Origin of the sequence: Pseudaquabacterium terrae (genome assembly GCF_013266755.1) — a bacterium.
Classification (GTDB): domain Bacteria; phylum Pseudomonadota; class Gammaproteobacteria; order Burkholderiales; family Burkholderiaceae_C; genus Pseudaquabacterium; species Pseudaquabacterium terrae.
In genome coordinates this window covers 656,940-678,899 of record NZ_JABRWJ010000002.1, presented here as the reverse complement: position 1 = coordinate 678,899, position 21,960 = coordinate 656,940, and the positions used below count along the sequence as shown (strand labels likewise).

Here is a 21,960-nt window from a genome sequence, read left to right as displayed (position 1 = left end):
TGAATGTTTAGTTTTTTAGAATGCGTCTCGCCTCACCTGATTTACTAATCATTTGTTGAGTTTCATAATCCGGGTGGCTACCATCGTCGTGCTTCCTACACGATGGTTTAGTCATGCAGGTCCACACCCTGGCCGAACTCGGCACGGCGGTTCGCTCGGCGCGCAAGGCGCTCGGTCTGACGCAGGACGTCGCGGCTGCCACCTGTGGCGTCAGCGTGCCCTTCCTGAATCAGCTCGAAGGCGGCAAGCGCGCCGGCCTGTCGACCACCAAGGTCCTCGAGGTCTGCGCGGCGCTGGGGCTGCAGATCCACGTGCACGGCCCGGGCCAGACGGCGGAGGACCGGCATGGCCGATGAGCTGTTCCTCTTCAACGACGGCAAGCGTGTCGGCACGCTCGAGGACGGGCCGCGCGGCTGGCGGCTGAGTTACGCAGCCGATTGGCTGAACGATCCTGAAGCCTTTCCGCTGTCGCCCCACCTGGCGCTGCGTGCGTCACCCTACGACGACGCCGCCGAGGACGGTCTGGTCGAGAAGTACTTCGACAACCTGCTGCCGGAAGGCGACGCGCGCCGGCGGCTGGAACACCGCCTCGATGCGAGCGCCGGCGACACTTTCGACCTGCTGCGCCGCTTCGGTCGCGAGACCGCGGGCGCGATCACCGTGTCCGCCGATCCGCACGCGCTGCCGCAGGACGAGCGCTACCGGCCCTTGCCGGCCGCCGAGCTGCTGACGCGGATTCGACGCATGCGCGTCGAGGGCGGCTCGCTGCTCGAAGCCTCGCGCATGTCGCTGGCCGGCGCACAGGACAAGCTGGCTGTGCGGACCACGCCGGCGGCGGACATCACCCCGATCGCCGAGCTGCTCGAACCCGTCGACCAGGCGCCGACCACCCACATCCTCAAGCCCGAGCCCCCGCGCGAGCGCCGGCTGAAGCACGTGGCGGTCAACGAGTTCTTCTGCATGTCGCTCGCGCACGCGCTCGTCGGTGCGCCCAAACCCTTCCTGCTCCACAGCGCCGACGGTCACGAGCCCGGTGGTGAACGCGAGTGGGCCTATGCGGTCACCCGGTTCGATCGGCGCGAGGCCGCGGGCCACGTGCGCCGGCTGCACCAGATCGACTTCCTGCAGCTGCGCAACGAATGGGCGACCACGGCAGCCAAGTACGAGAAATCCGGCGGCGCGAAGATGGCGCTGATGTTCAGCCTGGCCGCCCGCTATGCCACTGCGCCCGCCGCCGCGCTGTCGGCGCTGTTGAACCTGCGGGTGATGAACTTCCTGATGTGCAACGCCGACGCGCACTGGAAGAACCATTCACTGCTGTGGAACCGCGGTCGCTGGGATGTCTCGCCCCCGTACGACATGATGTGCACCACCGCCTACGGCTGGCTCGACGCCGCACCGGCGCTGATGATCGGCGGCTGCGAGGACGAGACGCGCATCACGCCGGAACATTTCACCGCCTTCCACGAGACCTGCCTGGCGCCGCACCGCGTGCGCATCCAGGCGCTGCGGCTTGCCCTGCGCAATCTCGGCAAGGCCATTGCGCGCGATGCGCCGGCCCAATTCGAGCGCCTCGCGCCGCGCGTCGGCGACGCGAACGCGGCCTTCCTGCGTGACGAGGTCCTGCCGCGCGTGCTCGCGCGCGCGGCGCAGGCGGCGGAGATGGCGGGGCGGATCTGACGGCGCCTGTCGCGACGACGCGGCACGTTCACCGCTCGTCCGCCCCCGCGATCGCCGCGATGCTCGACTGCGCGTCGGGCGTGCGCTCGCCGCGCAGGATCTCGCGCCCGGTCAACCAGGTGCCGTAGACGCCGCACGCGACGATCAGGCCGATGCCGGTGAGCGACCAGGCGTCCGGCACGTGCGAGAACACCAGCCAGCCGGCGAGCGTGCCGAAGCCGACCTGCAGGTACAGGTAGGGCGTGAGGACGGCCACCGGCGCGCGGGCGTAGGCCATGATCAGCAGGAAGTGGCCGAGCGCGCCGAACAGGCCCATCAGCACCATCGCGACCCAGATCGGGCCGGGCATCGGCTGCCACACGAAGGGCAGCGAAGCGCTGGTCACCCCCAAGCCGCCGAGGCCTGAATAGAGGTGAATGGTGCCGGGCTGGTCGATCTTCGCCAGCGCGCTGGTCAGCACCTGGAAGCCGGCGTTCGCCACCACCAGCACCAGCGGCAGCAGCAACACCGGCGTGAACATTTCGCGGCCCGGGCGCAGCATCACCAGCGTGCCGGCGAAACCACCGGCCAGGCAGGCCCAGCGCAGCCACGACACGCGCTCGTTCATGCCGAAGGCGGCAATCACCGTCAGCAGCAGCGGCGTCAACATCACGATCGCGGTGAACTCGCCGACGTGCATGCGGCCCAGGCTGACGAAGCCGATGCCGTTGCAGGTGATCAGCAGCAGCGCGCGCAGCAGCTGCAACCCCGGCCGCTCGCTGCGCAACAGCGACCGGCCCTGCTTCGGCAGCAGCATCGCGCCCGTGACCACCGTCTGCACGACGTAGCGCACCCACAGCGCCATCAGCACCGGCGCGGCCGCGGCGGCGACCTTCGACGTGGTGTCGAGCGCGCCGAAGCAGACCAGCGCGAGGACGATGCAGGCGACGCCGCCGAGGCGCGGCGTGGCGGGGCGGGACGGCGAGGGGGTGGTCACGTGACGGGCAGGACGGGGAGCAACGCGCTGGAGTGTCGCTGCTGGGAACCGGCGCAAACGGCGCGAGCGACTCACACAACCGCCGCTGCGGCACACTCCCCCGTTGCCCACCGGGAGCCGCGCCCCCATGAACACCCTCTATGACGACCTGCGCGCCAGCCACGTGACGCAGCGGCGCCTGTGCACCAGCCTGGTCCGCACGGGGGCGAAAAACCCGGCCAAGCGCCAACAGGTGTTCCGCGAGCTGCGCATCGAGCTCGCCGCGCACGCGGCGGCCGAGGAGCGCTACCTGTACGTGCCGATCCTGATGTACGACATGGGCCTGAACACCGCGCGCCACGCGCTGGCGGAACACCACGACATGGACGAGCTGGTGGAAGACCTGCAGGCGCTGGACCCGGCCGGCGAGGCCTGGGGCGCCAAGGCCATCGAGCTGGCGCACAAGGTGCGCCACCACCTGCAGGAGGAGGAAACCAAGTTCTTCCAGCTCTCCGGCAAGCTGCTGAGCGAGACCCGCAAGCTGCGGCTGGCACGCCAGTACCGCAGCGACTACGAGCGCATGCTCAAGGCGGCCGCGAAGCGATATTGAGTCGATCGGCCACCCGCCACTTACAAATCCTCGGACCGGCCCCATATCCGTCGGTGCCCCGGCGAATGCCCGCCTGAGCGACATTAGAGGGTTCCGCCCGCCCACGTTTCGCCCAGTTTCGCCCCGCTTGACCCCCCAGGACCCTGCATGACCCGCCAAAAGACCGCCCTCCCCGCCAGCGACGTGAAGCGCAAGCCGCTGCGCGTGAAGGTGCCCAAATCGAAGGCCCGCGCGCTGATGCGCGAATTCGGCCTGGACGCCGCCGCCCCGGGCGTGGAAGAAGCGGAAAGGCACCGCACCGAGCTGCGCGCGCTGGTCAAGCTGGGCAAGACCCGCGGCTACGTCACGCAGCAGGAAATCCACGACCACGTGCCGCAGAAGCTGCTGGATGCCGAAGGCATCGAGGCCAGCGTGAAGCTGCTGGAGGACATGGGCGTCGCCGTCTATGAGAAGGCACCCGACACCGCCACGCTGCTGGTCACCGGCGGCGGCGCCGGCACCGCGGCGAGCGAGGAAGACGCCGAAGAGGCCGCCGAAGCCGCCGTGTCCTCGGTGGATTCCGAGTTCGGCCGCACCACCGACCCGGTGCGCCTGTACATGCGCGAGATGGGGTCCTTCGACCTGCTGACGCGCGAAGGCGAGATCGAAATCTGCAAGCGCATCGAAGGCGGCCTGCAGACGATGATGCAGGCCATCTCGGCCTCCCCCGCCATCGTCGGCGAGATCCTGGCCGCGGCCGATCGGCTGGCGGCCGGCGAGATCGGCATCGCCGAGCTGGTGGAAGGCTTCAGCGCCGCCGGCGAGGCCGACGACTACGTGGCCGAAGAAGACGTCGATTCGTTCGAGGACGACGACGAAGACGACCAAAGCGGTGGCAGCCGGGCGATGACGCGCCGGCTGGCCGAGATGCGCAGCGCCGCGCTCGAGCGCTTCGAGGCCACCCGGGCCGCCGTCGAGCCGGTGCGCAAGGCGCTCAAGCGCGGCGGCCATGGCTCACGCGCCCACGCCAGCGCCCAGCACGCGCTGACCGAGCAGCTCACGGGCTTTCGCTTCACGGTGAAGACCATCGACCGCCTGTGCGGCCAGCTGCGCGCGCAGGTGGACGAGCTGCGCCGGCTGGAGCGCGAGATCCGCCGCATCGCGGTCGACCGCTGCGGCATGCCGCAGGCCCGCTTCGTCGAGCAGTTCAAGGCGCGAGCGCTCGACCTGGGCTGGGTGGACGACGAGGCCGCCGCGCGCAAGCCCCACAGCGCAGCGCTGGGCCGCCAGCTGCACGCCATCCAGGCGCTGCAGCGCCAGCTCACCGAGCTGCAGGAACGCGCCGGCGTGCCGCTGGACGAGCTGAAGGCCATTCACCGCCGCATGAACGACGGCGAGCGCACCTCGCTGGATGCGAAGAAGGAACTGATCGAGGCCAACCTGCGCCTGGTGATCGCCATTGCCAAGAAGTACACCAACCGCGGCGGCATGCAGTTTCTCGACCTGATCCAGGAAGGCAATTGCGGGCTGATGAAGGCGGTGGAGAAGTTCGAATACCGCCGGGGCTTCAAGTTCTCGACCTACGCCACCTGGTGGATCCGCCAGGCCGTGACGCGCGCCATCGCCGACCAGGCACGCACGATCCGCGTGCCGGTGCACATGCTCGAATCGATCAACAAGATCAACCGGCTGAGCCGCGCGCACCTGCAGCAGTTCGGCGTCGAGGCCGATGCCGCGACGCTGGCGCAGCAGCTCGAGATGCCCGAGATCAAGGTGCGCCAGATCATGAAGATCGCCAAGGAGCCGATCTCGCTCGAATCGCCGGTCGGCGACGAAGGCGACGCGACGCTGGCCGACTTCATCGAGGACACCGGCAACGTGGCGCCGATGGAAGCGGCGATGCAGGCCAACCTGCGCAGCGTCGTCGGCGAGATGCTCGACGGGCTGACCGCGCGCGAAGCCCAGGTGCTGCGGCTGCGCTTCGGCATCGACATGAGCGGCGACCACACGCTGGAAGAGACCGGGCGGCAGATGGACCTGACGCGCGAGCGCATCCGGCAGATCGAGGCGAAAGCGCTGAAGAAGCTGAAGGCGCCCGGGGTGGTGGAGCGGTTGAGGAGTTGTGCGGACGCGTGACGGGTACGGACGTCGAAAAGCATGGCGGACTCATTGCACGACCTTGCGCAGGAACTCAGCCAGTTCGCCAGCGACCGCGATTGGGCACAGTTTCACTCACCGAAGAATCTGGCCTCGGCACTCGTCGTCGAAGCCGCGGAGCTGCTGGAGCACTTCCAGTGGCTCACCGAGGCACAGAGCCGCGAACTCTCGCCGGAGAAGCGCGACGCCGTGAGCCAAGAGCTTGCCGACGTGCTGCTGTACCTGATCCAGCTCTCCAGCGCCCTCGACATCGATCCCATTGCAGCGGCACAGGCAAAGCTGAAGGTCAACGAGCTGAAGTACCCCGTGGACCGGGCGCGCGGCAGCAGCAAGAAGTACGACGAGCTCTGATCGCGGCGTGAGGGCGGCCCATCGCCCTTACTGCGCCTGCGCCGACCCGGCGAGATAACTTCCGGGCCGCTGCCGCCGAATCAGCAGGTTCCTGACCTCCCACTGCAGCGCCGCGCTCATCTCGCGCAGATAGCGCACATCCCCGCCGGCTTGAACCGCCACCGGCACGCCGTTCTCGAACAGCAGCCGGTTGCCGGGCAGGCGCGCGACCTTCTCTCCCGGCGTCAGGATGCCGGCCAGGTTCAGCGGATCGGCGCCCGAGATCGACACCCGCTCGCACTGCGTTGACTCGGCACCCTCCCGCGCCACCCGCCGCAGCGCCGCGGCCGCTTCAGGCAACGCGAACTGCTCGCCCGCGAAGCCGCTGACAAATCGCCCGCCGCGGATTTCTCCGCGCGCTTCGAGCCTGCGCAACACGTAGTGCAGATCCCGCCACGGCGGCAGCCCCTCCTCGCGGTCGAGCAGCTTGCGAAACACGACCCCATAGCGCCGCAGCAGCACCCGTGCGATGTGCTCCACATGCGGATCCGCCAGCGCACCCGGCACGTCGACCGGCGGCCGCGCGCGGCGGGTCAGCGACCAGCGCCCGGCATCCTCCATCGCCGGATCGCGTCCGGGGTGGCGCCGCAGCAGCTTGTTGCGCTTGTCCGCCGGCATCACCAGCGCGCGCAGGCCGGCGTAGCTGTCGCAGCTCACCAGGCCTTGCGCCACCAGCTCACCCAGCGCGTTCTCCAGCTCGGTGCCGAGCAGCCGCGTGTCCTGCCGCAGATCGGCGAAGAAGCTCGCGCCATGCGTTCGCAGCGCTTCGAGCACACGCTCGGCCTTGGCCGACCGGGGCGCCTCGTCGGCCGACGTCGCGCCGCTGGCCTGCTGCCAATGCGCCAGCCCCTCGCGCTCGCACAGCAGCACCGGCGTACCGCGGATCGGGCCGGTCTTCGGTTTCGCTTCGGGCCCCGGCGATTCGCCGCCACGCGCCGGCCGCCACCATGCCGCGCGGCCGGTGGCGCACAGCTTGTCCAGCATCGCCGGCGCGTAGTCGCGCACGCGGGCGGCGAGCAGGTCGTCTTCCCAGGCCGCCACCGGCGCCGCAAAACCCTCCAGTTGCCGCAAGGCCGCGGCGAGGCCGGCTTCACCTTCGTGGCGCTCGTCGACGTCGCTCACCCCGCCCGTGGCCGCTCCAATCCGGTGCCAGCGGAACAGAAAGCGCATGAACTGCGCGGCCGGCACCGGCTGGATCTCGGCGCGGCGCTTGTCGCGGGTATGGCGGTGGATGCGCGCGAGCAGGCGGCGGTCGCACCACTCGTCGGCCTCGGGCGCGGTGAAGCTGCCGCGCATCACGGCGCCCTCGGCTTCCAGCCGCAGCAGGCCGCCGAGCACGGTGTCGGCGCTCAGGCCCAGCGGTGCGGCGAGCATCACGGCACTCGACGGTCCCAGCATCTCGAGCCGACCGCGCAGGATCTCGCGCAGCGCGTCACCCGCGTCGGGGCGCGCCGCGCTGACGGGCTCGATGGCCGGCGTGAAGCGCGCGTTCGGCAGCACCGCACGCATCTCGTGCAGCCGCTCGGCAGCGATCAGCAGCGTGAAGCCGCCTGGCGTCTGCAGGCTCGTCAGGCGGCGTTGCGCCTGCAGTGCGGCCGCATGCCCCGCACCGTCGTCGCCGGCAATCTCCACCACCTCGGCGCTCGTCAGGAAGCCGTGCACCACCAGCGCATCGTGCAGCTCGTCCGGGCTGCCGATCTCCGGCCGCGCCTCGTCGCGCACTTGCGCAATGGCTTGGCGATCGAGCCGGCCCACGTCGGCCGCGCTGCGCAAGTCCATCAGCCCCTGCGTGCGCACGGCCTTGGTCCGGCGCTCCTCGGCCGCCCCGTCGTCGAGGAAGGCGAACGGCCGCGCGTTCAGGATCGCCAGCGACAGCGGCGACGGTGCGGCCAGGTCGCGCGTGGTGATGTCGATCTCGCCGCTCTCGATGCGCGTTAGCAGCCGCACGAAACCGTCGACGTCCATCGTCTCGTGCAGGCAGTCGTGCAGGGTCTGCTGCACCAATGGGTGATCGGGGATCTCCCGCTCGCCGACCAGGTTCTCGGCGCAGGCCAACTGGTCGGGGAAGACGACGGTCAGCAGGTCCTGCGCATCGGTGCGCTGGAACTGCGGCGGCACCTTGCGCGCGCCGCTCATGCGCCGCACCGCCAGCGCGGCGGTGGCGTTCCAGCGCCAGCGGGTGCCGAACATCGGCGCCTCCAGCAGCGCCTGCACCAGCAGATCGCGCGCGCTGGCGGCCTTGAGATACCGCTTGACCTCGTCGAGCGCGAAGCTGTGCGTCGGCCCGAGCGAGAGCACGATGCTGTCTTCCAGCGCGCTGGCCTGCAGCTCGAAGTTGAACTGGCGGCAGAAGCGCTTGCGCAGCGTCAGGCCCCAGGCCTTGTTGATGCGCGAGCCGTGCGGCGAGTGGATGACCAGGTGGGTGTCGCCCACTTCGTCGAAGAAGCGCTCGAAGACGATGCGGCGCTCACCGGGCAGCACGCCCAGGGCCGCTTTCGCGGTGCCCAGGTACTGCGCCAACTGCTGCGCGGCTGGGGCGGGCAGGTGGAGTTGCTCGCGCAGCTGGCGCTCGCAGGCCAGCACGCCGGCGGCCAGCGCGTCGGCATCGGGTTCATCGCCCGCGCCGCGGCCCGCCGGCTCGCCCAGCCACGCGGCTGCGGCCTCGTGCAGCCGCGCCACCGCATGGCTCAGCTCGTCGCTGCGCGACAGCGCATCGCCGAGCCAGAACGGCATCGACGGCGCCTGGCCCTTCGCGTCTTCGACCATCACCTTGCCGGTCTCGACCTTGATGATGCGGTACGAGGTGTTGCCGAGCTGGAAGACATCGCCGGGCAGGCTCTCGAACGCGAAGTCCTCGTTCAGCGTGCCGACGCGGTGCTCCTCGGGCAGCAGCACGACGTCGTAGTCGAACTGGTCGGGGATCACGCCGGCGTTGGTCACCGCCGTGAGCTTGGCGCCGCGGCGTGCGCGCAGCAGGCCGTTGACGGCGTCCAGGTGCAGGTAAGCGCCGCTGCGGCCGCGCCGCGTGGCGTAGCCCTCGGCCAGCATCTGCACCACGGCGTCGAAGGTCTCGCGCGTCAGCGTGCGGTAGGGCTGCGCGCGGCGGAAGGTGTCAAACAGCGCCTGCACGTTCCACTCGCGGCAGGCCACTTCGGCGACGATCTGCTGCGCCAGTGCATCGAGCGGCTCTTCGGGCACGCGGATGCGATCGAGCTCGCCGCGCTGCACGGCGTCGAGCAGTGCGCTGCATTCGAGCAGGTCGTCGAGCGACAGCGGGAACAGCCGGCCCTTCGGGATCGCGCCTATCGCGTGACCGGCGCGGCCAACGCGTTGCAGGAAGGCGTTGACCGCGCGCGGCGAGCCGAGCTGGCACACGAGATCGACGTCGCCGATGTCGATGCCGAGCTCGAGCGAGCTGGTGGCCACCAGCGCCTTCAGCGTGCCGGCCTTCAACCGCTGTTCGGCCTGCAGCCGGTGCTCGCGCGCCAGGCTGCCGTGGTGGGCGGTGACGTGTTCTTCACCCAGGCGCTCGGCCAGGTGGCGCGCGGCGCGCTCGGCGACGCGGCGCTGGTTCACGAAGATCAGCGTCGTGCGGTGCTGCGCGATCAGCTCGGCGAGTCGGTCGTAGACCTCGCCCCAGACCTCGTTGGCCATCACCGCCGTCAGCGGCGAGCGTGGCATCTCCAGCGCCAGGTCACGTTCGCGGATGTGGCCGGCGTCGATGATCTCGACCGGTTTGCCCTCATGCGCCTCGCGCGCGCCGATCAGGAAGCGCGCCATCTCGTCGAGCGGCTTGACCGTCGCCGACAGCCCGATGCGCACCGGCGGCTGGGCGACCAGCGCTTCCAGCCGCTCCAGCGTCAGCATCAGGTGCGCGCCGCGCTTGCTGCCGGCCACCGCATGCAGCTCGTCGACGATGACGCTCTTCACCGACGACAGCATCGCGCGGCCGGCGTTGGAGGTCAGCAGGATGTACAGCGATTCCGGCGTCGTCACGAGGATGTGCGGCGGCTGCCGGCGCATGCGTTCACGCTCGGCCTGCGGCGTGTCGCCCGTGCGCACGGCATCGCGGATGGGCACGTCGGGAAGACCCATCGCGACCAAGCCGGCGCGGATGCCGGCCAGCGGTTCCTGCAGGTTCTTGCGGATGTCGTTCGACAGCGCCTTCAGCGGCGAGACGTACAGCACCTGCACTGCGTCGGGCAGGCCCGTGCCGTGGCCGTCGGACAGGCCTTGCAGCACGAGCTCGTTGATCGCCGACAGAAAGGCCGCCAGCGTCTTGCCGGAGCCGGTGGGCGCGGCGATCAGCGCGTCGCGGCGCTGGGTGGTGACTTGCCAGGCCCGCTGCTGCACCTCGGTGGCCTGGCCGAAGCGCGCGCGCAGCCAGCCGGAGACGGCGGGGTGGAAGCGCTCGGTGCCGGTGTCGGGGGCCATGCGGTCATTGTGGCGAATTCGGGGCGCCGGGCCGGCTCATGTCCATGGCGCCTGGTTGCCACGAAAGGCCTTGCCCGGGCCGCGCTTCGCCCCAATACTTCCCTGCATTGGCAAGCCCCAGGGAGGTATCGCCGATGACCGGGACAGTCGCGGGAAGCGACTCGGCCTTGTTCGCCAGCGAGCAGCACTATCGCCTGCTGTTCGAGGCCAATCCGCTGCCGATGTGGGTGTACGACCTGCTGACGCTGCGTTTCCTGGATGTCAACGACGTCGCCTGCCGCAAGTACGGCTACACGCGCGAGGAGTTTCTCGCGCTGACGATTCGCGACATCCGCCCGGCGGAAGACGTGCATGCCGTCGAGGAGTCGGTGCGCACGATGCCGCCGCTGGCGCTCAATGCCGGCGTCTGGCGCCACCGGCTGAAGGACGGCACGCTGATCGACGTGGAGATCACCTCGCACGAGCTGCTCCACCACGGCCGGCCGGCGCGCTTCGTCTGCCCGCTCGACGTGACGCAGCGGCTGCGCGCCGAACGAGCGCTCATCGAGCGCGAAGCCGCGCTGCACCGGGCGCAGTTGCTGGCGCGGCTGGGGCACGTCATCACGCGGCCGGACGGCTCGTTCGAGAGCTGGTCGGAGTCCTTGCCGGAGTTGATCGGGATCCAGCCGCACGAGGTGCCGGCCAGCGCGCGCGAATGGCTGGTGCAGCTGGTGCATGCGGACGATCGGGCCGCCTTTCGGGCCAAGAGCATCGAGGCGGCGGTCACCGGCTCACGCGTCGACATCGAATACCGCCTGAGCCACGGCGACGGCACGACGCGCCACATGCGCCAGGTGATCGAGCCGCTGCCCGGCAGCGGCGGGCGCTGGTTCAGCACCCTGCAGGACGTGACGGAACACCGGCGCGTGGAGGACAAGGTGCGGCGGCTGATCCGCGTGCATGCGGTACTGAGCGGCATCAATACGCTCATCGTGCGCGTCAGGGACCGCGACGAGCTGTTCCACGAGGCCTGCCGCATCGCAGTGGAGGAAGGCGCCTTCAAGCTGGCGTGGATCGCGGTGCTCGATGCGGCCACGCAGCAGGGCCAGGTGGTGGCCCGGTGCGGCGGCGTTGAAGGGCCCGCCACGCTGAACGGCTTCAGCACGCGCGAGGGCACGCCGCAGAGCGAGCAGCCGGCCAGCCGCGCCGTGCGTTCGAAGGCGCCGGTGATCGTGAACGATCTCCACACCGAGCCGATGCTGGCGCCGCTGCGCGACGACGTCGCCGCGGCGAACTACCGCGCACTGGCGTGTTTTCCGCTGCTGGTGGCCGAGCGTGCCGTCGGCGTGCTGACGCTGCTGGCCGACGAGCCCGACGTGTTCGACGCCGACGAGGTCAAGCTGCTCGAGGAACTGGCCGGCGACATCTCGTTCGCGCTGGACCACCTGGCCAAGGCCGAGAAGATCGACTACCTGGCCTACTACGACGCGCTGACCGGGCTGGCCAACAATACGCTGCTGCGTGAACGACTCGGGCAGACCCTCGCCGCCGCGCATGCGGAGCAGCAGCGGCTGGCGCTGACGCTGATCGACATCGAACGCTTCAAGCGCATCAACGACACGCTGGGCTGGCACGCCGGCGACGCGCTGCTGCGCCAGATCGGCGCCCGGCTGGTCGAGGTGGCGGGCGACGAGAAGCAGCTGGCGCGCGTCGGCCCCGACCAGTTCGCGATCGTCATCCCGGGCGTGCGTGCCGAGACCGACCTGGTGCGGCATTTCGCCAATGATTACCAGCGCTGCTTCGGGCGCCCCTTCGAGGTCGAGGGCCGGGAGTTGCGCGTGGCGGTCAAGGCCGGCATTGCGCTGTATCCCACCGATGGCAGCGATGTGGAAACGCTGTACCGCAACGCCGAGGCGGCGGTGAAGAAAGCCAAGGCGGGCAACGAGCGACTCGTTTTCTACGACCAGCACATGACCGAGTCGGTGGCCGAAGCGCTGGCGCTGGAGAACAAGCTGCGGCGTGCGCTGGAGCGCGACGAGTTCGTGCTGCACTACCAGCCGAAGGTGAACATCGCCACGCGGCGCATCGTCGCGCTGGAGGCGCTGATCCGCTGGAACAGCCCCGGCGAGGGGCTGGTGCCGCCGATGAAGTTCATTCCGCTGATGGAGGAGACCGGGCTGATCCTGGAGGTCGGCGCGTGGGCGCTGCGCCAGGCAGCGCTGGATCACCAGCGCTGGGTGCAGCGCGGCGGCACGGCGCCGCGCCTCGCCGTGAACGTGTCGGCGGTGCAGTTGCGCAAGCCCGACTTCGTCGCCACGGTGCAGGCCGCGCTGGCCTGCGGCGCCGAGCCGCACGGCATCGACATCGAGATCACCGAGAGCCTGATCATGGAGGACATCGAGGCGACGATCGGCAAGCTGCACGCGCTGCGCGCGCGGGGCGTCGAGCTGGCGATCGACGACTTCGGCACCGGCTACTCGTCGCTGGCCTACCTGGCGCGGCTGCCGGCGCAGATCCTGAAGATCGACCGCGCGTTCGTGAAGACGATGCTCGACGAGCCGAACAGCCTGCTGCTGGTCTCGACGATGGTCTCGCTCGCGCATTCGCTGCGCATGACCGTGGTGGCCGAAGGTGTCGAGACCGAGGCGCAGGCGAGCCAGCTGCTGCAGCTGGGCTGCGACCAGATGCAGGGTTATCTCGTCAGCCGGCCGCTGCCGTTCGACGAGGTGACCGCGCTATTCGGCCGCTGAGCGCCGGCGCAGCGTCGGCAGGCCGACACCGGCGGCATCGAAGCCACCATCCACCGCCAGCACCTGGCCGTTGATGAAGCTGGCGTCGTCGCTGCACAGGAAACCGACGGTGCTGGCCATCTCCTCGGTGGTGCCGTAGCGGCCGAGCGGGATCGTGTCGACATAGTCCGAGCGGATCGCGACGCTGTGCACGAGCTTGGCCATCTCGGTCTCGACCGGGCCGGGCGCGATCACGTTGCAGCGCACGCCGGCGTTGCCCAATTCGACCGCGTACTGCTTCGTCAGGTGGATCAGTGCGGCCTTGCTGGTGCCGTAGGCGACACGCAGCGTGCTCGCGCGCAGGCCCGAGATCGACGCGATGTTGACGACCGCGCCGCGGCCCGCCTGCGCCATCACCGCGCCGAAGGCCTGCGTGCAGAGAAAGGCGCCGTCGAGGTTGGTCGCCAGCACCGTGCGCCAGTCCTCGAACGAGGTCTCCAGCACCGGCTTGAACACCGCGACGCCGGCGTTGTTGACCAGCGCATCGACGCGGCCGAAGCGCGCGATGACCTCGGCCGCCGCGCGCGCCACCTGCGCCGGATCGGACACGTCGCAATGGATGCCGAGCACGTGCGCCGGCCGTGCAAGCTCGATGACCGTGCGGTCGAGCGTGGTGTGGTCGATGTCGAGCAGCGCGACCTGGTGGTCGTGGCGCAGGAACCATTCGGCGATCGCGCGGCCGATGCCGCGGGCGCCGCCGGTGATCACTGCAACGCGGGTGGGAATCGAAAGGGTGGTCATGTGGGTGTTCAGCCGGGGACGGCCGGTGCTTCGGTGGGGTTGACTTCCTTGCGCCAGTGGGCGCCTGCGCTGACCTGGCGGAAGCCGGCCAGCTCATAGAGCCGCAACGCCGCTGCGCGATCCTCGCGCACGGTGAGCGAGGCCTGACGCCGCCCGCGGGTGCGGCCCCAGGCCAGCGCCGCAGTCAGCAACGCGTGCCCGAGCCCCTGGCCGCGTGCGCGCTCGGCGACACCGACGTAATCGATGTAGACCTCGTCCTGCTCGGGATCGTCCTTCGCGTGAAGATAGCCGGCGAGGTCATTGGTGACCAGCACGCAGCGGTCCTCGGCCGACAGCGCGCGCTCGAAGTCGCTGTCCTTCAGGTAGCTCGACGGGAACAGGGCCTGGTGCACGGCGAGCAGCGGCGCGAGGTCGGCCGGGGTGGCGCGGCGCACGCTGCCATGGCTGGCCGGCAACGGGGTATCGGCCAGCGGGGCCAGCGCGGCCTGCAGCACGCGATGCACGCCCATCGGGCGATAGCCGGCGTCGCGATAGAAGGCGTTCAGCGGCTCGTCGTCCTGCGCCGGGAAGGCATCGAAGGTGGTGAGCGTGTCCAGCTCGGTCTCGAGCCGCTCGAGCAATGGCCGCGTCAAATGAGCGTCATCGTCGCCGGCCGTCAAGGGCCCCCGCAGCCAGGCCCGGCGCAGCGCCGGATCGAGCTCGCAGCCGATCAGCGCGGCGATGCCGTCCGTTCCGTACACGCACCAGAAGGCTGCCTCGTCCGGCTGCAGCGCGGCCAGCTCCTGCGCATGCAGCGCCAGGGTTTCCCCCTGGTCGAAGTGCAGGCAGCGGATCCGCCCGCCGACCCGGTTGTGGCGGTGGATGAAGGCCGCCAGTGCGGGCCATTCGGACGGCTCGAGCCGGGTGATCGGGACGGCATGGGTCACGAGGGATCCTTCGGTGTTCCAGCCGATTTGTAACCGACGCGGAGGCTGCACCGTCCGTCGCCGCGAAGCGCGCCTGGACCCCGCCGAACTGCACCTTGTCAGACTTCGTTGGCCGGCGCACGCTGGCGCGGCCACAGTCGGCGCGAGCGGCCCCGCTTCGGAAGGCTCGCCCGGAGGAAAACACCATGCGCAGGTCATTGATTGCCTGGATGCTCGCCGCTTTCACCAGCTGGTTGCTGCTGCCGCAGGCCGCGCTGGCCAGCGAGCGCGCCAGAAGCCCGCTCGTCACCGTGCAGTGGCTCGAACAGGCGCTCGCCGCCGGCGACGTGCTGCTGCTCGACGCCTCGCCGCCGCCGATGCATGCGGCCCGGCACATCGCCGGCGCGGTCAATGTCGACGTCTTCTCGTTCGGCGGGCGCGAGCTGTCGCCCGCGGAGAACGAGGCGCACTTCCAGTCCTGGGGCGTCAGCCCGGACAAGAAGATCGTCATCTACGACCAGGGCGGCGCGTACTTCGCGACGCGCATCTTCTTCGACCTCTACTACCAGGGCTTTCCGGCGGACCGCATCTTCGTGCTCGACGGCGGTCTGGCCAAGTGGGCCGAGGCCGGCCGCCCGGTGACGAAGGAGCCCACGCCGACGCCGGCGAAGGGCACGTTCCGCGTCGGCGCGAAGCCGAAGGACGAGCTGCGCGTGCGCCTGCCCGAATTCCTGGCCGCGTCGGGCGACCGCGCGAACCACGCGCTGGTCGAGGCGCTCGAGCCGAGCCACCACTTCGGCGAGATGAAGTTCTTCGACCGCGCCGGCCACGTGCCGAACGCGATCATGATGCCGACCGGCGACTTCTTCAATGCCGACAAGACCTTCAAGTCCGCCGAGGAGATCGCGCGCATGGCCCGCTACTTCGGCATCCAGCCCGAGCAGCAGGTGCACGCGCACTGCGGCGGCGGCATCGCCGCGACGGTGCCGTTCTTCGCGCTGAAGTTCGTGGCCGGATACCCCAACGTCAAGCTCTACAAGGAATCGCAGCTCGAATGGCTGCAGGACGAACGATCGCTGCCGTTCTGGACCTACGACGCGCCGGCCCTGAAGCGCGACATGGGCTGGCTCAATGGCTGGAGCAACAAGATGATGCGCATGTACGGCGTGACGAAGCTGACCGTCGTCGACGTGCGCCCGGCGGAGAAATTCCAACAGGGCCACGTGCCCTTCGCACTGAACATTCCGGCCGCTGACTTCAAGCGCTATCTCGCCGAGCCGCAGAAGCTGGCGCAGCTGCTCGGACCGGCCGGCGTCGATGCGGCGCATGAGGCGGTGATCGTCTCCGACGGCGGCCTGAACGAGCACTCGGCGTTGGCCTTCCTGGCGCTCGAGCGCATGGGGCAGAAGCACGTATCGATCCTGATGGATTCGGTCGACGAGTGGGGACTGAAGGGCCTGCCGTTGACCAAGGACCCGACCGCAGTCGGGCCGAAGAAGAACCCGTTGGACGTGTCGATCGTGCCGACGACGTATCCGGCGCGCGCGCGTTCCGGCGTCGTGGTCCAGGGCGCCGAGAGCAGCGCGAAGGGCGCGTACCCGCGCGTCTTCATCGCCTCGGGCAAGAACGCGCCGAGCAAGGCGCCGGACGGCAAGCTGATCCACCTGCCGCACACCGAGCTGCTGAATGCCGACGGCACGCCGAAGGCCGCGAAGGACCTGTGGACCCTCCTGAGCAAGGCCGGCGTGCCGCGCTACGCCGAGATCGTCTGCATCGCGGACAACCCGGGCGAGGCGGCGGTCACCTACTACGTGCTGCGCTTGATGGGGTATCCGGATGTGAAGGTGATGGTGGGCTGACTACCGCTTCGCCAGCACCACGTGCATCGCGCCTTCGCCGCCGACGTGCTCGGTGCACTGGTAGCCCAAGGCCGGCAGGTCGAGCCCGGCGAGCAGCGCTTCGCCGCGGCCCAGCAGCGCCGGCGAGATCGCCAGGTGCAGCTCGTCGATCAGCCGCGCGCTCAGGTATTGCCGGATCGTCGCCACACCGCCGCCGAGGCGCACGTCCTTGCCCTGCGCGGCGGCCATTGCGCGCTGCAGGGCGGCCTCGATGCCGTCGGTGACGAAGTGGAAGACCGTGCCGCCGTCCATCTCGATCGAAGCGCGCGGGTGGTGCGTCAGCACGAACACTGGCACGTGGTACGGCGGGTTGTCGCCCCACCAGCCCTTCCATTGGTCGTCGGGCCAGGCGCCGCGCGATGGGGCGAACATGTTGCGGCCGAGGATCCAGGCGCCGATGTTGTCGAATCCGCGCGCGGCGAACTGGTCGTCGATGCCGGTAGAGCCGCCTTCGCTGCCGAACAACCGACGGAAGGTAAGCGTGGACAAGACCCATTCATGCAGCCGCTCGCCGCCGACGCCGAGCGGGTCCTGTAGGCTCTGGTCGGGGCCGGCACCGTAGCCGTCGATCGAGATGGCGAAGCTGTTGACGCGTAATTTGGGCATTGGAAGTCTCCTCGTGCAATCAAGCGATCGTCAGCACGACGTTGCCGATCGCGCGGCCGGATTCGACCAGCTCGTGCGCCGCGGCGATCTGCGCCAGCGGCAGGCGCTCGGCGATCTGGTGCGTCAGGCGCTGTTCGGTCAACAGCCGGGTCAAGGTCTGCTCGGCCGCGGCGCGGTCAGGCTCGCCGAGGTTGTAGACGATGAAGAAGTGCAGATTCAGGTTGCGCGCGATCAGCGGGAAGAACGGCAGGCTGAATTCGCGCGCGCCGCTGCCGTAGACGACCAGTTCGCCGCCCGGCCGCAGCAGCTCGGCGTCCAGGGCGCCATTGGCGGCGATGTCGACCTCGATGATGCGGTGAATGCCGGCGCCGCCGGCCAGGTCACGCACGCGCGTGGCCACGTCTTCCGCGCGATAGTCGATCGCGGCATCGGCGCCGGCTGAACGCGCGAGAGCGGCCTTCTGCGCGCTGCTGACGGTGGCGAACACCTGGCGCGCACCGAGCAACCGCGCGAACTGCACGGCGTAGTGGCCCACCGCGCCGGCACCGCCGGCCACCAGCACGGTCTTGCCCTGCACGCCGCCGTGGCTCTGCACCGCGTGCAGCCCGGTCAGCGCCGGAATGCCGAAGCAGGCGCCGGCCTCCAGCGGCGTGTCCTCCGGCAGTGCCACGGCCTGGCGCGCCGGCAGCGTGATCCACTCGGCCGCCGTGCCGTTCGCCCGGCCCCAGGCGCCGTTCCAGATCCACACGCGCTCGCCAATGCGCGCGGGCGACACGCCCCCGCCCACCGCGTCGATCACGCCGGCGCCATCGCTGTGCGGCACGATACGCTCGAACGGCAGCACGCTGCTGCGCAGGCCGGCGCGCGACTTGACGTCGGACGGGTTGACGCCGGAGCAGTGCAGGCGCACGCGCACTTCACCCGGGCCGGGCGCCGGCTCCGGCAGCTCGCCGACCTGCAGTACCGCGCGCGCGGCGCCGGTTCGTTCGTAGTAGGCGGCTTGCATGGTCGACGTCCTTGTGGGGAAGCAGCGCCGATTCTGGATCAGCGCTCGACCCACACCCGATCGCCGACGTGCAGCTCGCCCCCGGCCAGCACCCGGGCGGTCACCCCGCCGTGACCGCGCATCGCGTTGTAGCCGCCGGGACCGAGCGCTTCCTCCATGCGCGAGCACGGATCGCAGGGGCCGCTGAGCTCCAGCACGACGGCCTCGCCGATGTGCAGCCGCAGTGCCTGCGACGGCCCGAACGGCGAGCGGGCCGCCAGCAGGTTCAGGCCCGAGATCACCAGGTTGCGGCGCAGCAGCAGCGGGTCGACGGTTGCACGGCCGGTCCACGCGGCGATCAATGGCAGGTGCTCGGCCTGGATCAGCGTGACCTGGCGTTTGCCGCCATCGGGCGTGGTCGGCAGGCGCTGCGCGCTGCGGTCGCCTTCGAGGCCGCGGCCCCCGATCGCGCACGCTTCCGCCACGCTGATCGGCGGCACGTGGCGCGCCGGGCGCAGGATGATGGCGTTCAGAAGGCCGTCGCGCGGGAATTGGCGCGTCAGTGCGTGCAGGTCGGGCATGGGCGGATGGTGGCTCGCGTTTGGCGCTGCAGCGTACGATCATCCGACGAACGAAGGGCCCGCCCGTGAACCGCGCGACCGACACCACCCCGCACGGCGTGCTGCACATTCGACCGCTGTCGGACCGCACCGGCGCCGAAGTGCTCGATCTCGACCTCGGACCGCCGCTGCCGGATCACGTGTTCGCCGAGCTGCGCGCGGCCTTCCATCACCATCAGCTGCTGCGCTTTCCAGACCAGCACATCGACGAAACACAGCAGATCGCCTTCAGCCGCCGCTTCGGCGAATTGCAGGTGCACGTGCTCGATCAGTACCGGCATCCGCAGCATCCCGAGATCTACGTGCTGTCGAACGTCGACGCCGCGAGCGGCCGCACCATCGGCCGCCATCCGGACAAGGGCACGCTGACCTGGCATTCGGACCTGTCGTTCCAGCGCCGGCCGGCGCTGGCGACGATCCTCTACGGCATCGAGACGCCGGCCGTCGGCGGAGAGACGCAGTTCGCCGACATGGCCGCGGCCTACGAAGCACTCGACGACGCGATGAAGCGTCGCATCGCCGGCCTGCGCACGGTGCACGACCTCGACCGCTCACGCCGGCGCATGGGCGAGCCGCCGATGACCGCGGCGCAGCGGCTGCAGACGCCGCCGATCGAGCATCCGCTGGTGCGCACGCATCCGGACACCGGCCGCAAGGTCCTGTACCTGAGCCGGCACGTGTCGCACATCGCCGGGCTGCCGGCCGACCAGAGCGAGACGCTGATCGAGCAGCTGATGGCGCACGCCACGCAGCCGCGCTTCGTCTTCAGCTACCGTTGGCGCCCGCGCGACGTGCTGATGTGGGACAACCGCAGCACGATCCACCGCGCAACGAGCTATGACACGAGCGCCGAGCGGCGCGTGATTCACCGCACCGTGGTGATCGGCGAGGTGCCGATTTGACGGGTCGGCCGAGGCGGCTCAGCCGCCGAAGTCCAGCACCTGCCGCGTCGCCGCCGATTGGAGCAGCGCATCGATCAGGCGCTGCACCGGCAGCACGCTGGCGCCGCTGATCGCCGGCTCGCGCGCTTGAGCGATGGCATCGAGAAAATCCTCGATCACCGCTTGGTGCGCCTCGTGCGTGAAGGCCATCGGGTCGGCGCCGCCGCCCAGCATCTGCGCCTGGCCGATGGTCTCGTGGCGGCCGTCGTGCCAATGCACCTCGAGCTGGCCGCCGGCGAGCGTCGCGGTGGCGAGCGTGCCGCAAACCTCGATGCGCTCCGAGAAGCCGGGGAATGCGGTGACGGTGGCATTCAGCGTCGCGGTCGCGCCATTGGCATAACGCAGCGCCGCAGCGACCACGTCCTCGCACTCCATCCGATGCACCGGGCTGGTGTGGGCGAAGGCGACCAGCTCCGACGGCAGCCCGGCGATCTGCAGGAAGTTGTCGATCGTGTGGATGCCCTGCGTCAGCAGCACGCCGCCGCCATCGCGCGCGCGGCTGCCGCGGCCGGGCTGGTCGTAGTAGCTCTGCGGCCGCCACCAGCGCATGTCGACCGACGCGCAGGTCATCTCGCCGAGCGCGCCGCCCTGCACCAGCCGCTTCATCGCCAGCGAGGCCGGGCGCAGGCGGTGCTGCAGCATCACGCCGAGCTGCACGCCGGCTTCGGCACACACCGCCACCAGCTGGCCAGCGCGGCGGCTGTCGAGCTCGAGCGGCTTTTCCAGCAGCACGTGCTTGCGGGCACCGGCGAGCCGCGTGACGATCTCCAGGTGCGTGTTCGGCGGTGTCAGCACCAGCGCCGCGGTGATGCGGTCGTCGCTGAGCACGTCGTCGAGCGAAGTGCTGCAGCGGGCTCCGCGCAGGCGTTCGGCGATTGCCGCAGCACGCGTGCCGCTCTGCGTGACGATCCAGCCGACGTCGACCCGTTCGGCCAGCGCTCCCAGGCTCGCCACATGCGGCGCTACCGCCATGCCGGCACCGATCAGCGCAACCTGCTGCCGCGTCATTTGAGAAGTAGGCCCGGCAGCCACAGCGAGATCGCCGGCACGTAGGTCACCAGCAGCAGCGCGAGACACATCGCGCCGTAGAACGGCCACAGCTCCTTGCTGACCTGCTCCATCGTCACCTTGCCGATGGCGCAGCCGACGAACAGCGTCGGCCCCACCGGCGGCGTGATCAGGCCGATGCCGAGGTTCAGGATCATGACCATGCCGAAGTGCACCGGGTCGATGCCCAGCGTCTTGATCACCGGCAGGAAGATCGGTGTGCAGATCAGCAGCATCGGCGCCAGGTCCATGAAGGTGCCCAGCAGCAGCAGCAGGATGTTGACCATCAGCAGGAAGACGTACTTGTCCTGCGAGATGCCGAGGAAGAACTGCGTCGCCTTCGCCGGGATCTGCATGATCGTCATCATGTAGCCGAAGGCGACCGAGAAGCCGATCAGCATCATCACCATCGCCACCGTCTTGACGACGCGGTGCACCAGGTGCGGCAGGTCGCGCCAGCGGTAGTCGCGGTAGATGAAGAGCGTGACCAGGAAGGCGTAGACGCAGGCCACCGCGGCCGACTCGGTGGCCGTGAACACGCCCGACAGGATGCCGCCCATGATGATGAAGATCGTCACCAGGCCCCACAGCGCATCGGCGACGATCCGGCCGACCTGGCTGAACGGCACGGCTTCAGCCTTCGGGAAACCGCGCCGGTTCGACATCCACAGCACCAGCCCGATCACGCACAGCCCGAACAGGAGGCCGGGGAACACGCCGGCGAGGAACAGGTGCGCGATCGACACCGTGCCGCCGGCGGCGAGCGAGTAGATCACCGCGTTGTGCGAGGGCGGGATCATCAATGCCTGCACCGAGCCGCAGATCGTCACGTTGGTCGCGAAGACGCGTGGATAACCCGCCTTGACCATCTGCGGAATCATCACCGAGCCGATCGACGCGGTGTCGGCGACCGACGAGCCCGAGATGCAGCCGAACAGCGTGCTCGCCAGCACGTTGACCAGCGCCAGCCCGCCGCGGATGAAGCCGACGAAGACCTTGGCCAGGTTGATCAGCCGCAGCGCCATGCCGCCCTCGGCCATGATCGCGCCGGCGAGCACGAAGAACGGGATCGCCAGCAGCGAGAAGTCGTCGGTGCCGTCGGAGATCTTCAGCATCACCGCTTCGAGCGGGATGTCGACATAGAGCGCGCCGATGATCGCGGCCAGCCCGAGCGCGTAGGCCACCGGCACGCCGATGGCGCAGAGCACGGCGAACGAGCCGAGCAGGATCAGTGCGTCCATATC

17 protein-coding genes are annotated in these 21,960 nt (G+C 69.8%); 8 read left to right on the top strand and 9 right to left on the bottom strand.

Going from position 1 to position 21,960, the window contains the following annotated elements:
• The first annotated feature begins 113 nt into the window (after window positions 1-113).
• Together HLB44_RS08200 and HLB44_RS08195 are read left to right on the top strand one after the other, a co-directional pair.
• Window positions 114-356, top strand: coding sequence for a helix-turn-helix domain-containing protein (locus tag HLB44_RS08200; protein WP_173122055.1), 243 nt, complete (start codon window positions 114-116; stop codon window positions 354-356).
• Window positions 346-1,680 (top strand): HipA domain-containing protein, encoded by a 1,335-nt coding sequence (locus HLB44_RS08195; RefSeq protein WP_173122054.1) that lies wholly within the window; start codon window positions 346-348, stop codon window positions 1,678-1,680. The genes HLB44_RS08200 and HLB44_RS08195 overlap by 11 nt, the downstream gene beginning before the upstream one ends.
• A gap of 28 nt (window positions 1,681-1,708) precedes the next feature.
• Here HLB44_RS08195 and HLB44_RS08190 read toward each other — a convergent pair whose 3' ends face one another.
• Window positions 1,709-2,656, bottom strand: a complete 948-nt coding sequence (locus tag HLB44_RS08190) for a DMT family transporter (protein WP_343051252.1) — start codon at window positions 2,654-2,656, stop codon at window positions 1,709-1,711.
• Between the two features lie 127 nt (window positions 2,657-2,783).
• Between HLB44_RS08190 and HLB44_RS08185 the strand changes: the two genes are divergently transcribed.
• From HLB44_RS08185 to HLB44_RS08175, 3 genes are all read left to right on the top strand, one after another.
• The gene (locus HLB44_RS08185; RefSeq protein ID WP_173122052.1) at window positions 2,784-3,245 is read left to right on the top strand and encodes a hemerythrin domain-containing protein; all 462 of its coding nucleotides are present in this window, start codon (window positions 2,784-2,786) and stop codon (window positions 3,243-3,245) included.
• 147 nt (window positions 3,246-3,392) lie between these two features.
• A complete protein-coding gene (gene rpoD / locus HLB44_RS08180) occupies window positions 3,393-5,360 on the top strand; it encodes an RNA polymerase sigma factor RpoD (protein WP_173122051.1) in 1,968 nt (655 codons plus the stop codon).
• A 21-nt stretch (window positions 5,361-5,381) separates the two neighbouring features.
• Window positions 5,382-5,732, top strand: a complete 351-nt coding sequence (locus tag HLB44_RS08175) for a nucleotide pyrophosphohydrolase (RefSeq protein ID WP_173122050.1) — start codon at window positions 5,382-5,384, stop codon at window positions 5,730-5,732.
• Window positions 5,733-5,759: 27 nt separating this feature from the next.
• On the opposite strand, the gene HLB44_RS08170 is transcribed toward HLB44_RS08175, so the two are convergent.
• Entirely contained in the window at window positions 5,760-10,205 is a 4,446-nt protein-coding gene (locus HLB44_RS08170; protein ID WP_173122049.1) for a DEAD/DEAH box helicase, read from the bottom strand.
• Window positions 10,206-10,339: 134 nt separating this feature from the next.
• On the opposite strand from HLB44_RS08170, the gene HLB44_RS08165 reads away from it, so the two are divergent.
• Window positions 10,340-12,934, top strand: a complete 2,595-nt coding sequence (locus tag HLB44_RS08165; RefSeq protein ID WP_173122048.1) for a sensor domain-containing protein — start codon at window positions 10,340-10,342, stop codon at window positions 12,932-12,934.
• Here the strand turns inward: HLB44_RS08165 and HLB44_RS08160 are convergent.
• Together HLB44_RS08160 and HLB44_RS38130 are read right to left on the bottom strand one after the other, a co-directional pair.
• Window positions 12,920-13,714 (bottom strand): SDR family NAD(P)-dependent oxidoreductase, encoded by a 795-nt coding sequence (locus HLB44_RS08160; protein ID WP_173122047.1) that lies wholly within the window; start codon window positions 13,712-13,714, stop codon window positions 12,920-12,922. The two genes, HLB44_RS08165 and HLB44_RS08160, sit on opposite strands and share 15 nt — an antisense overlap.
• A gap of 8 nt (window positions 13,715-13,722) precedes the next feature.
• Window positions 13,723-14,640, bottom strand: coding sequence for a GNAT family N-acetyltransferase (locus HLB44_RS38130; RefSeq protein WP_173122046.1), 918 nt, complete (start codon window positions 14,638-14,640; stop codon window positions 13,723-13,725).
• Window positions 14,641-14,825: 185 nt separating this feature from the next.
• Between HLB44_RS38130 and HLB44_RS08150 the strand changes: the two genes are divergently transcribed.
• Window positions 14,826-16,478, top strand: a complete 1,653-nt coding sequence (locus tag HLB44_RS08150; RefSeq protein ID WP_173122045.1) for a sulfurtransferase — start codon at window positions 14,826-14,828, stop codon at window positions 16,476-16,478.
• Here HLB44_RS08150 and HLB44_RS08145 read toward each other — a convergent pair whose 3' ends face one another.
• From HLB44_RS08145 to HLB44_RS08135, 3 genes are read right to left on the bottom strand one after another with little or no spacing between them, the layout of a single operon-like run.
• A complete protein-coding gene (locus tag HLB44_RS08145; protein WP_173122044.1) occupies window positions 16,479-17,123 on the bottom strand; it encodes a dihydrofolate reductase family protein in 645 nt (214 codons plus the stop codon).
• Between the two features lie 19 nt (window positions 17,124-17,142).
• The gene (locus tag HLB44_RS08140; protein ID WP_173122043.1) at window positions 17,143-18,129 is read right to left on the bottom strand and encodes an NADPH:quinone reductase; all 987 of its coding nucleotides are present in this window, start codon (window positions 18,127-18,129) and stop codon (window positions 17,143-17,145) included.
• Between the two features lie 38 nt (window positions 18,130-18,167).
• Window positions 18,168-18,689, bottom strand: coding sequence for an MOSC domain-containing protein (locus HLB44_RS08135; RefSeq protein ID WP_173122042.1), 522 nt, complete (start codon window positions 18,687-18,689; stop codon window positions 18,168-18,170).
• Window positions 18,690-18,754: 65 nt separating this feature from the next.
• On the opposite strand from HLB44_RS08135, the gene HLB44_RS08130 reads away from it, so the two are divergent.
• The gene (locus HLB44_RS08130) at window positions 18,755-19,630 is read left to right on the top strand and encodes a TauD/TfdA family dioxygenase (RefSeq protein ID WP_173122041.1); all 876 of its coding nucleotides are present in this window, start codon (window positions 18,755-18,757) and stop codon (window positions 19,628-19,630) included.
• Between the two features lie 18 nt (window positions 19,631-19,648).
• Here HLB44_RS08130 and HLB44_RS08125 read toward each other — a convergent pair whose 3' ends face one another.
• Together HLB44_RS08125 and HLB44_RS08120 are read right to left on the bottom strand one after the other, a co-directional pair.
• Window positions 19,649-20,677, bottom strand: coding sequence for a Gfo/Idh/MocA family protein (locus HLB44_RS08125; protein ID WP_173122040.1), 1,029 nt, complete (start codon window positions 20,675-20,677; stop codon window positions 19,649-19,651).
• Window positions 20,674-21,957: a TRAP transporter large permease gene (locus HLB44_RS08120; protein WP_173122039.1), complete on the bottom strand. Its 1,284-nt coding sequence runs from the start codon at window positions 21,955-21,957 to the stop codon at window positions 20,674-20,676. Before HLB44_RS08120 ends, HLB44_RS08125 begins: the two co-directional genes overlap by 4 nt.
• Between the last annotated feature and the right edge of the window lie 3 nt (window positions 21,958-21,960).

Coding starts and splice junctions, on each gene's coding strand:
- HLB44_RS08140 (WP_173122043.1), bottom strand. CDS start 18,129: ATGCAAGCCGCCTACTACGAACGAACCGGCGCCGCGCGCGCGGTACTG.
- HLB44_RS08165 (WP_173122048.1), top strand. CDS start 10,340: ATGACCGGGACAGTCGCGGGAAGCGACTCGGCCTTGTTCGCCAGCGAG.
- HLB44_RS08185 (WP_173122052.1), top strand. CDS start 2,784: ATGAACACCCTCTATGACGACCTGCGCGCCAGCCACGTGACGCAGCGG.
- HLB44_RS08195 (WP_173122054.1), top strand. CDS start 346: ATGGCCGATGAGCTGTTCCTCTTCAACGACGGCAAGCGTGTCGGCACG.
- HLB44_RS08200 (WP_173122055.1), top strand. CDS start 114: ATGCAGGTCCACACCCTGGCCGAACTCGGCACGGCGGTTCGCTCGGCG.
- HLB44_RS08170 (WP_173122049.1), bottom strand. CDS start 10,205: ATGGCCCCCGACACCGGCACCGAGCGCTTCCACCCCGCCGTCTCCGGC.
- rpoD (WP_173122051.1), top strand. CDS start 3,393: ATGACCCGCCAAAAGACCGCCCTCCCCGCCAGCGACGTGAAGCGCAAG.
- HLB44_RS08125 (WP_173122040.1), bottom strand. CDS start 20,677: ATGACGCGGCAGCAGGTTGCGCTGATCGGTGCCGGCATGGCGGTAGCG.
- HLB44_RS08120 (WP_173122039.1), bottom strand. CDS start 21,957: ATGGACGCACTGATCCTGCTCGGCTCGTTCGCCGTGCTCTGCGCCATC.
- HLB44_RS08175 (WP_173122050.1), top strand. CDS start 5,382: ATGGCGGACTCATTGCACGACCTTGCGCAGGAACTCAGCCAGTTCGCC.
- HLB44_RS08150 (WP_173122045.1), top strand. CDS start 14,826: ATGCGCAGGTCATTGATTGCCTGGATGCTCGCCGCTTTCACCAGCTGG.
- HLB44_RS08160 (WP_173122047.1), bottom strand. CDS start 13,714: ATGACCACCCTTTCGATTCCCACCCGCGTTGCAGTGATCACCGGCGGC.
- HLB44_RS08145 (WP_173122044.1), bottom strand. CDS start 17,123: ATGCCCAAATTACGCGTCAACAGCTTCGCCATCTCGATCGACGGCTAC.
- HLB44_RS08135 (WP_173122042.1), bottom strand. CDS start 18,689: ATGCCCGACCTGCACGCACTGACGCGCCAATTCCCGCGCGACGGCCTT.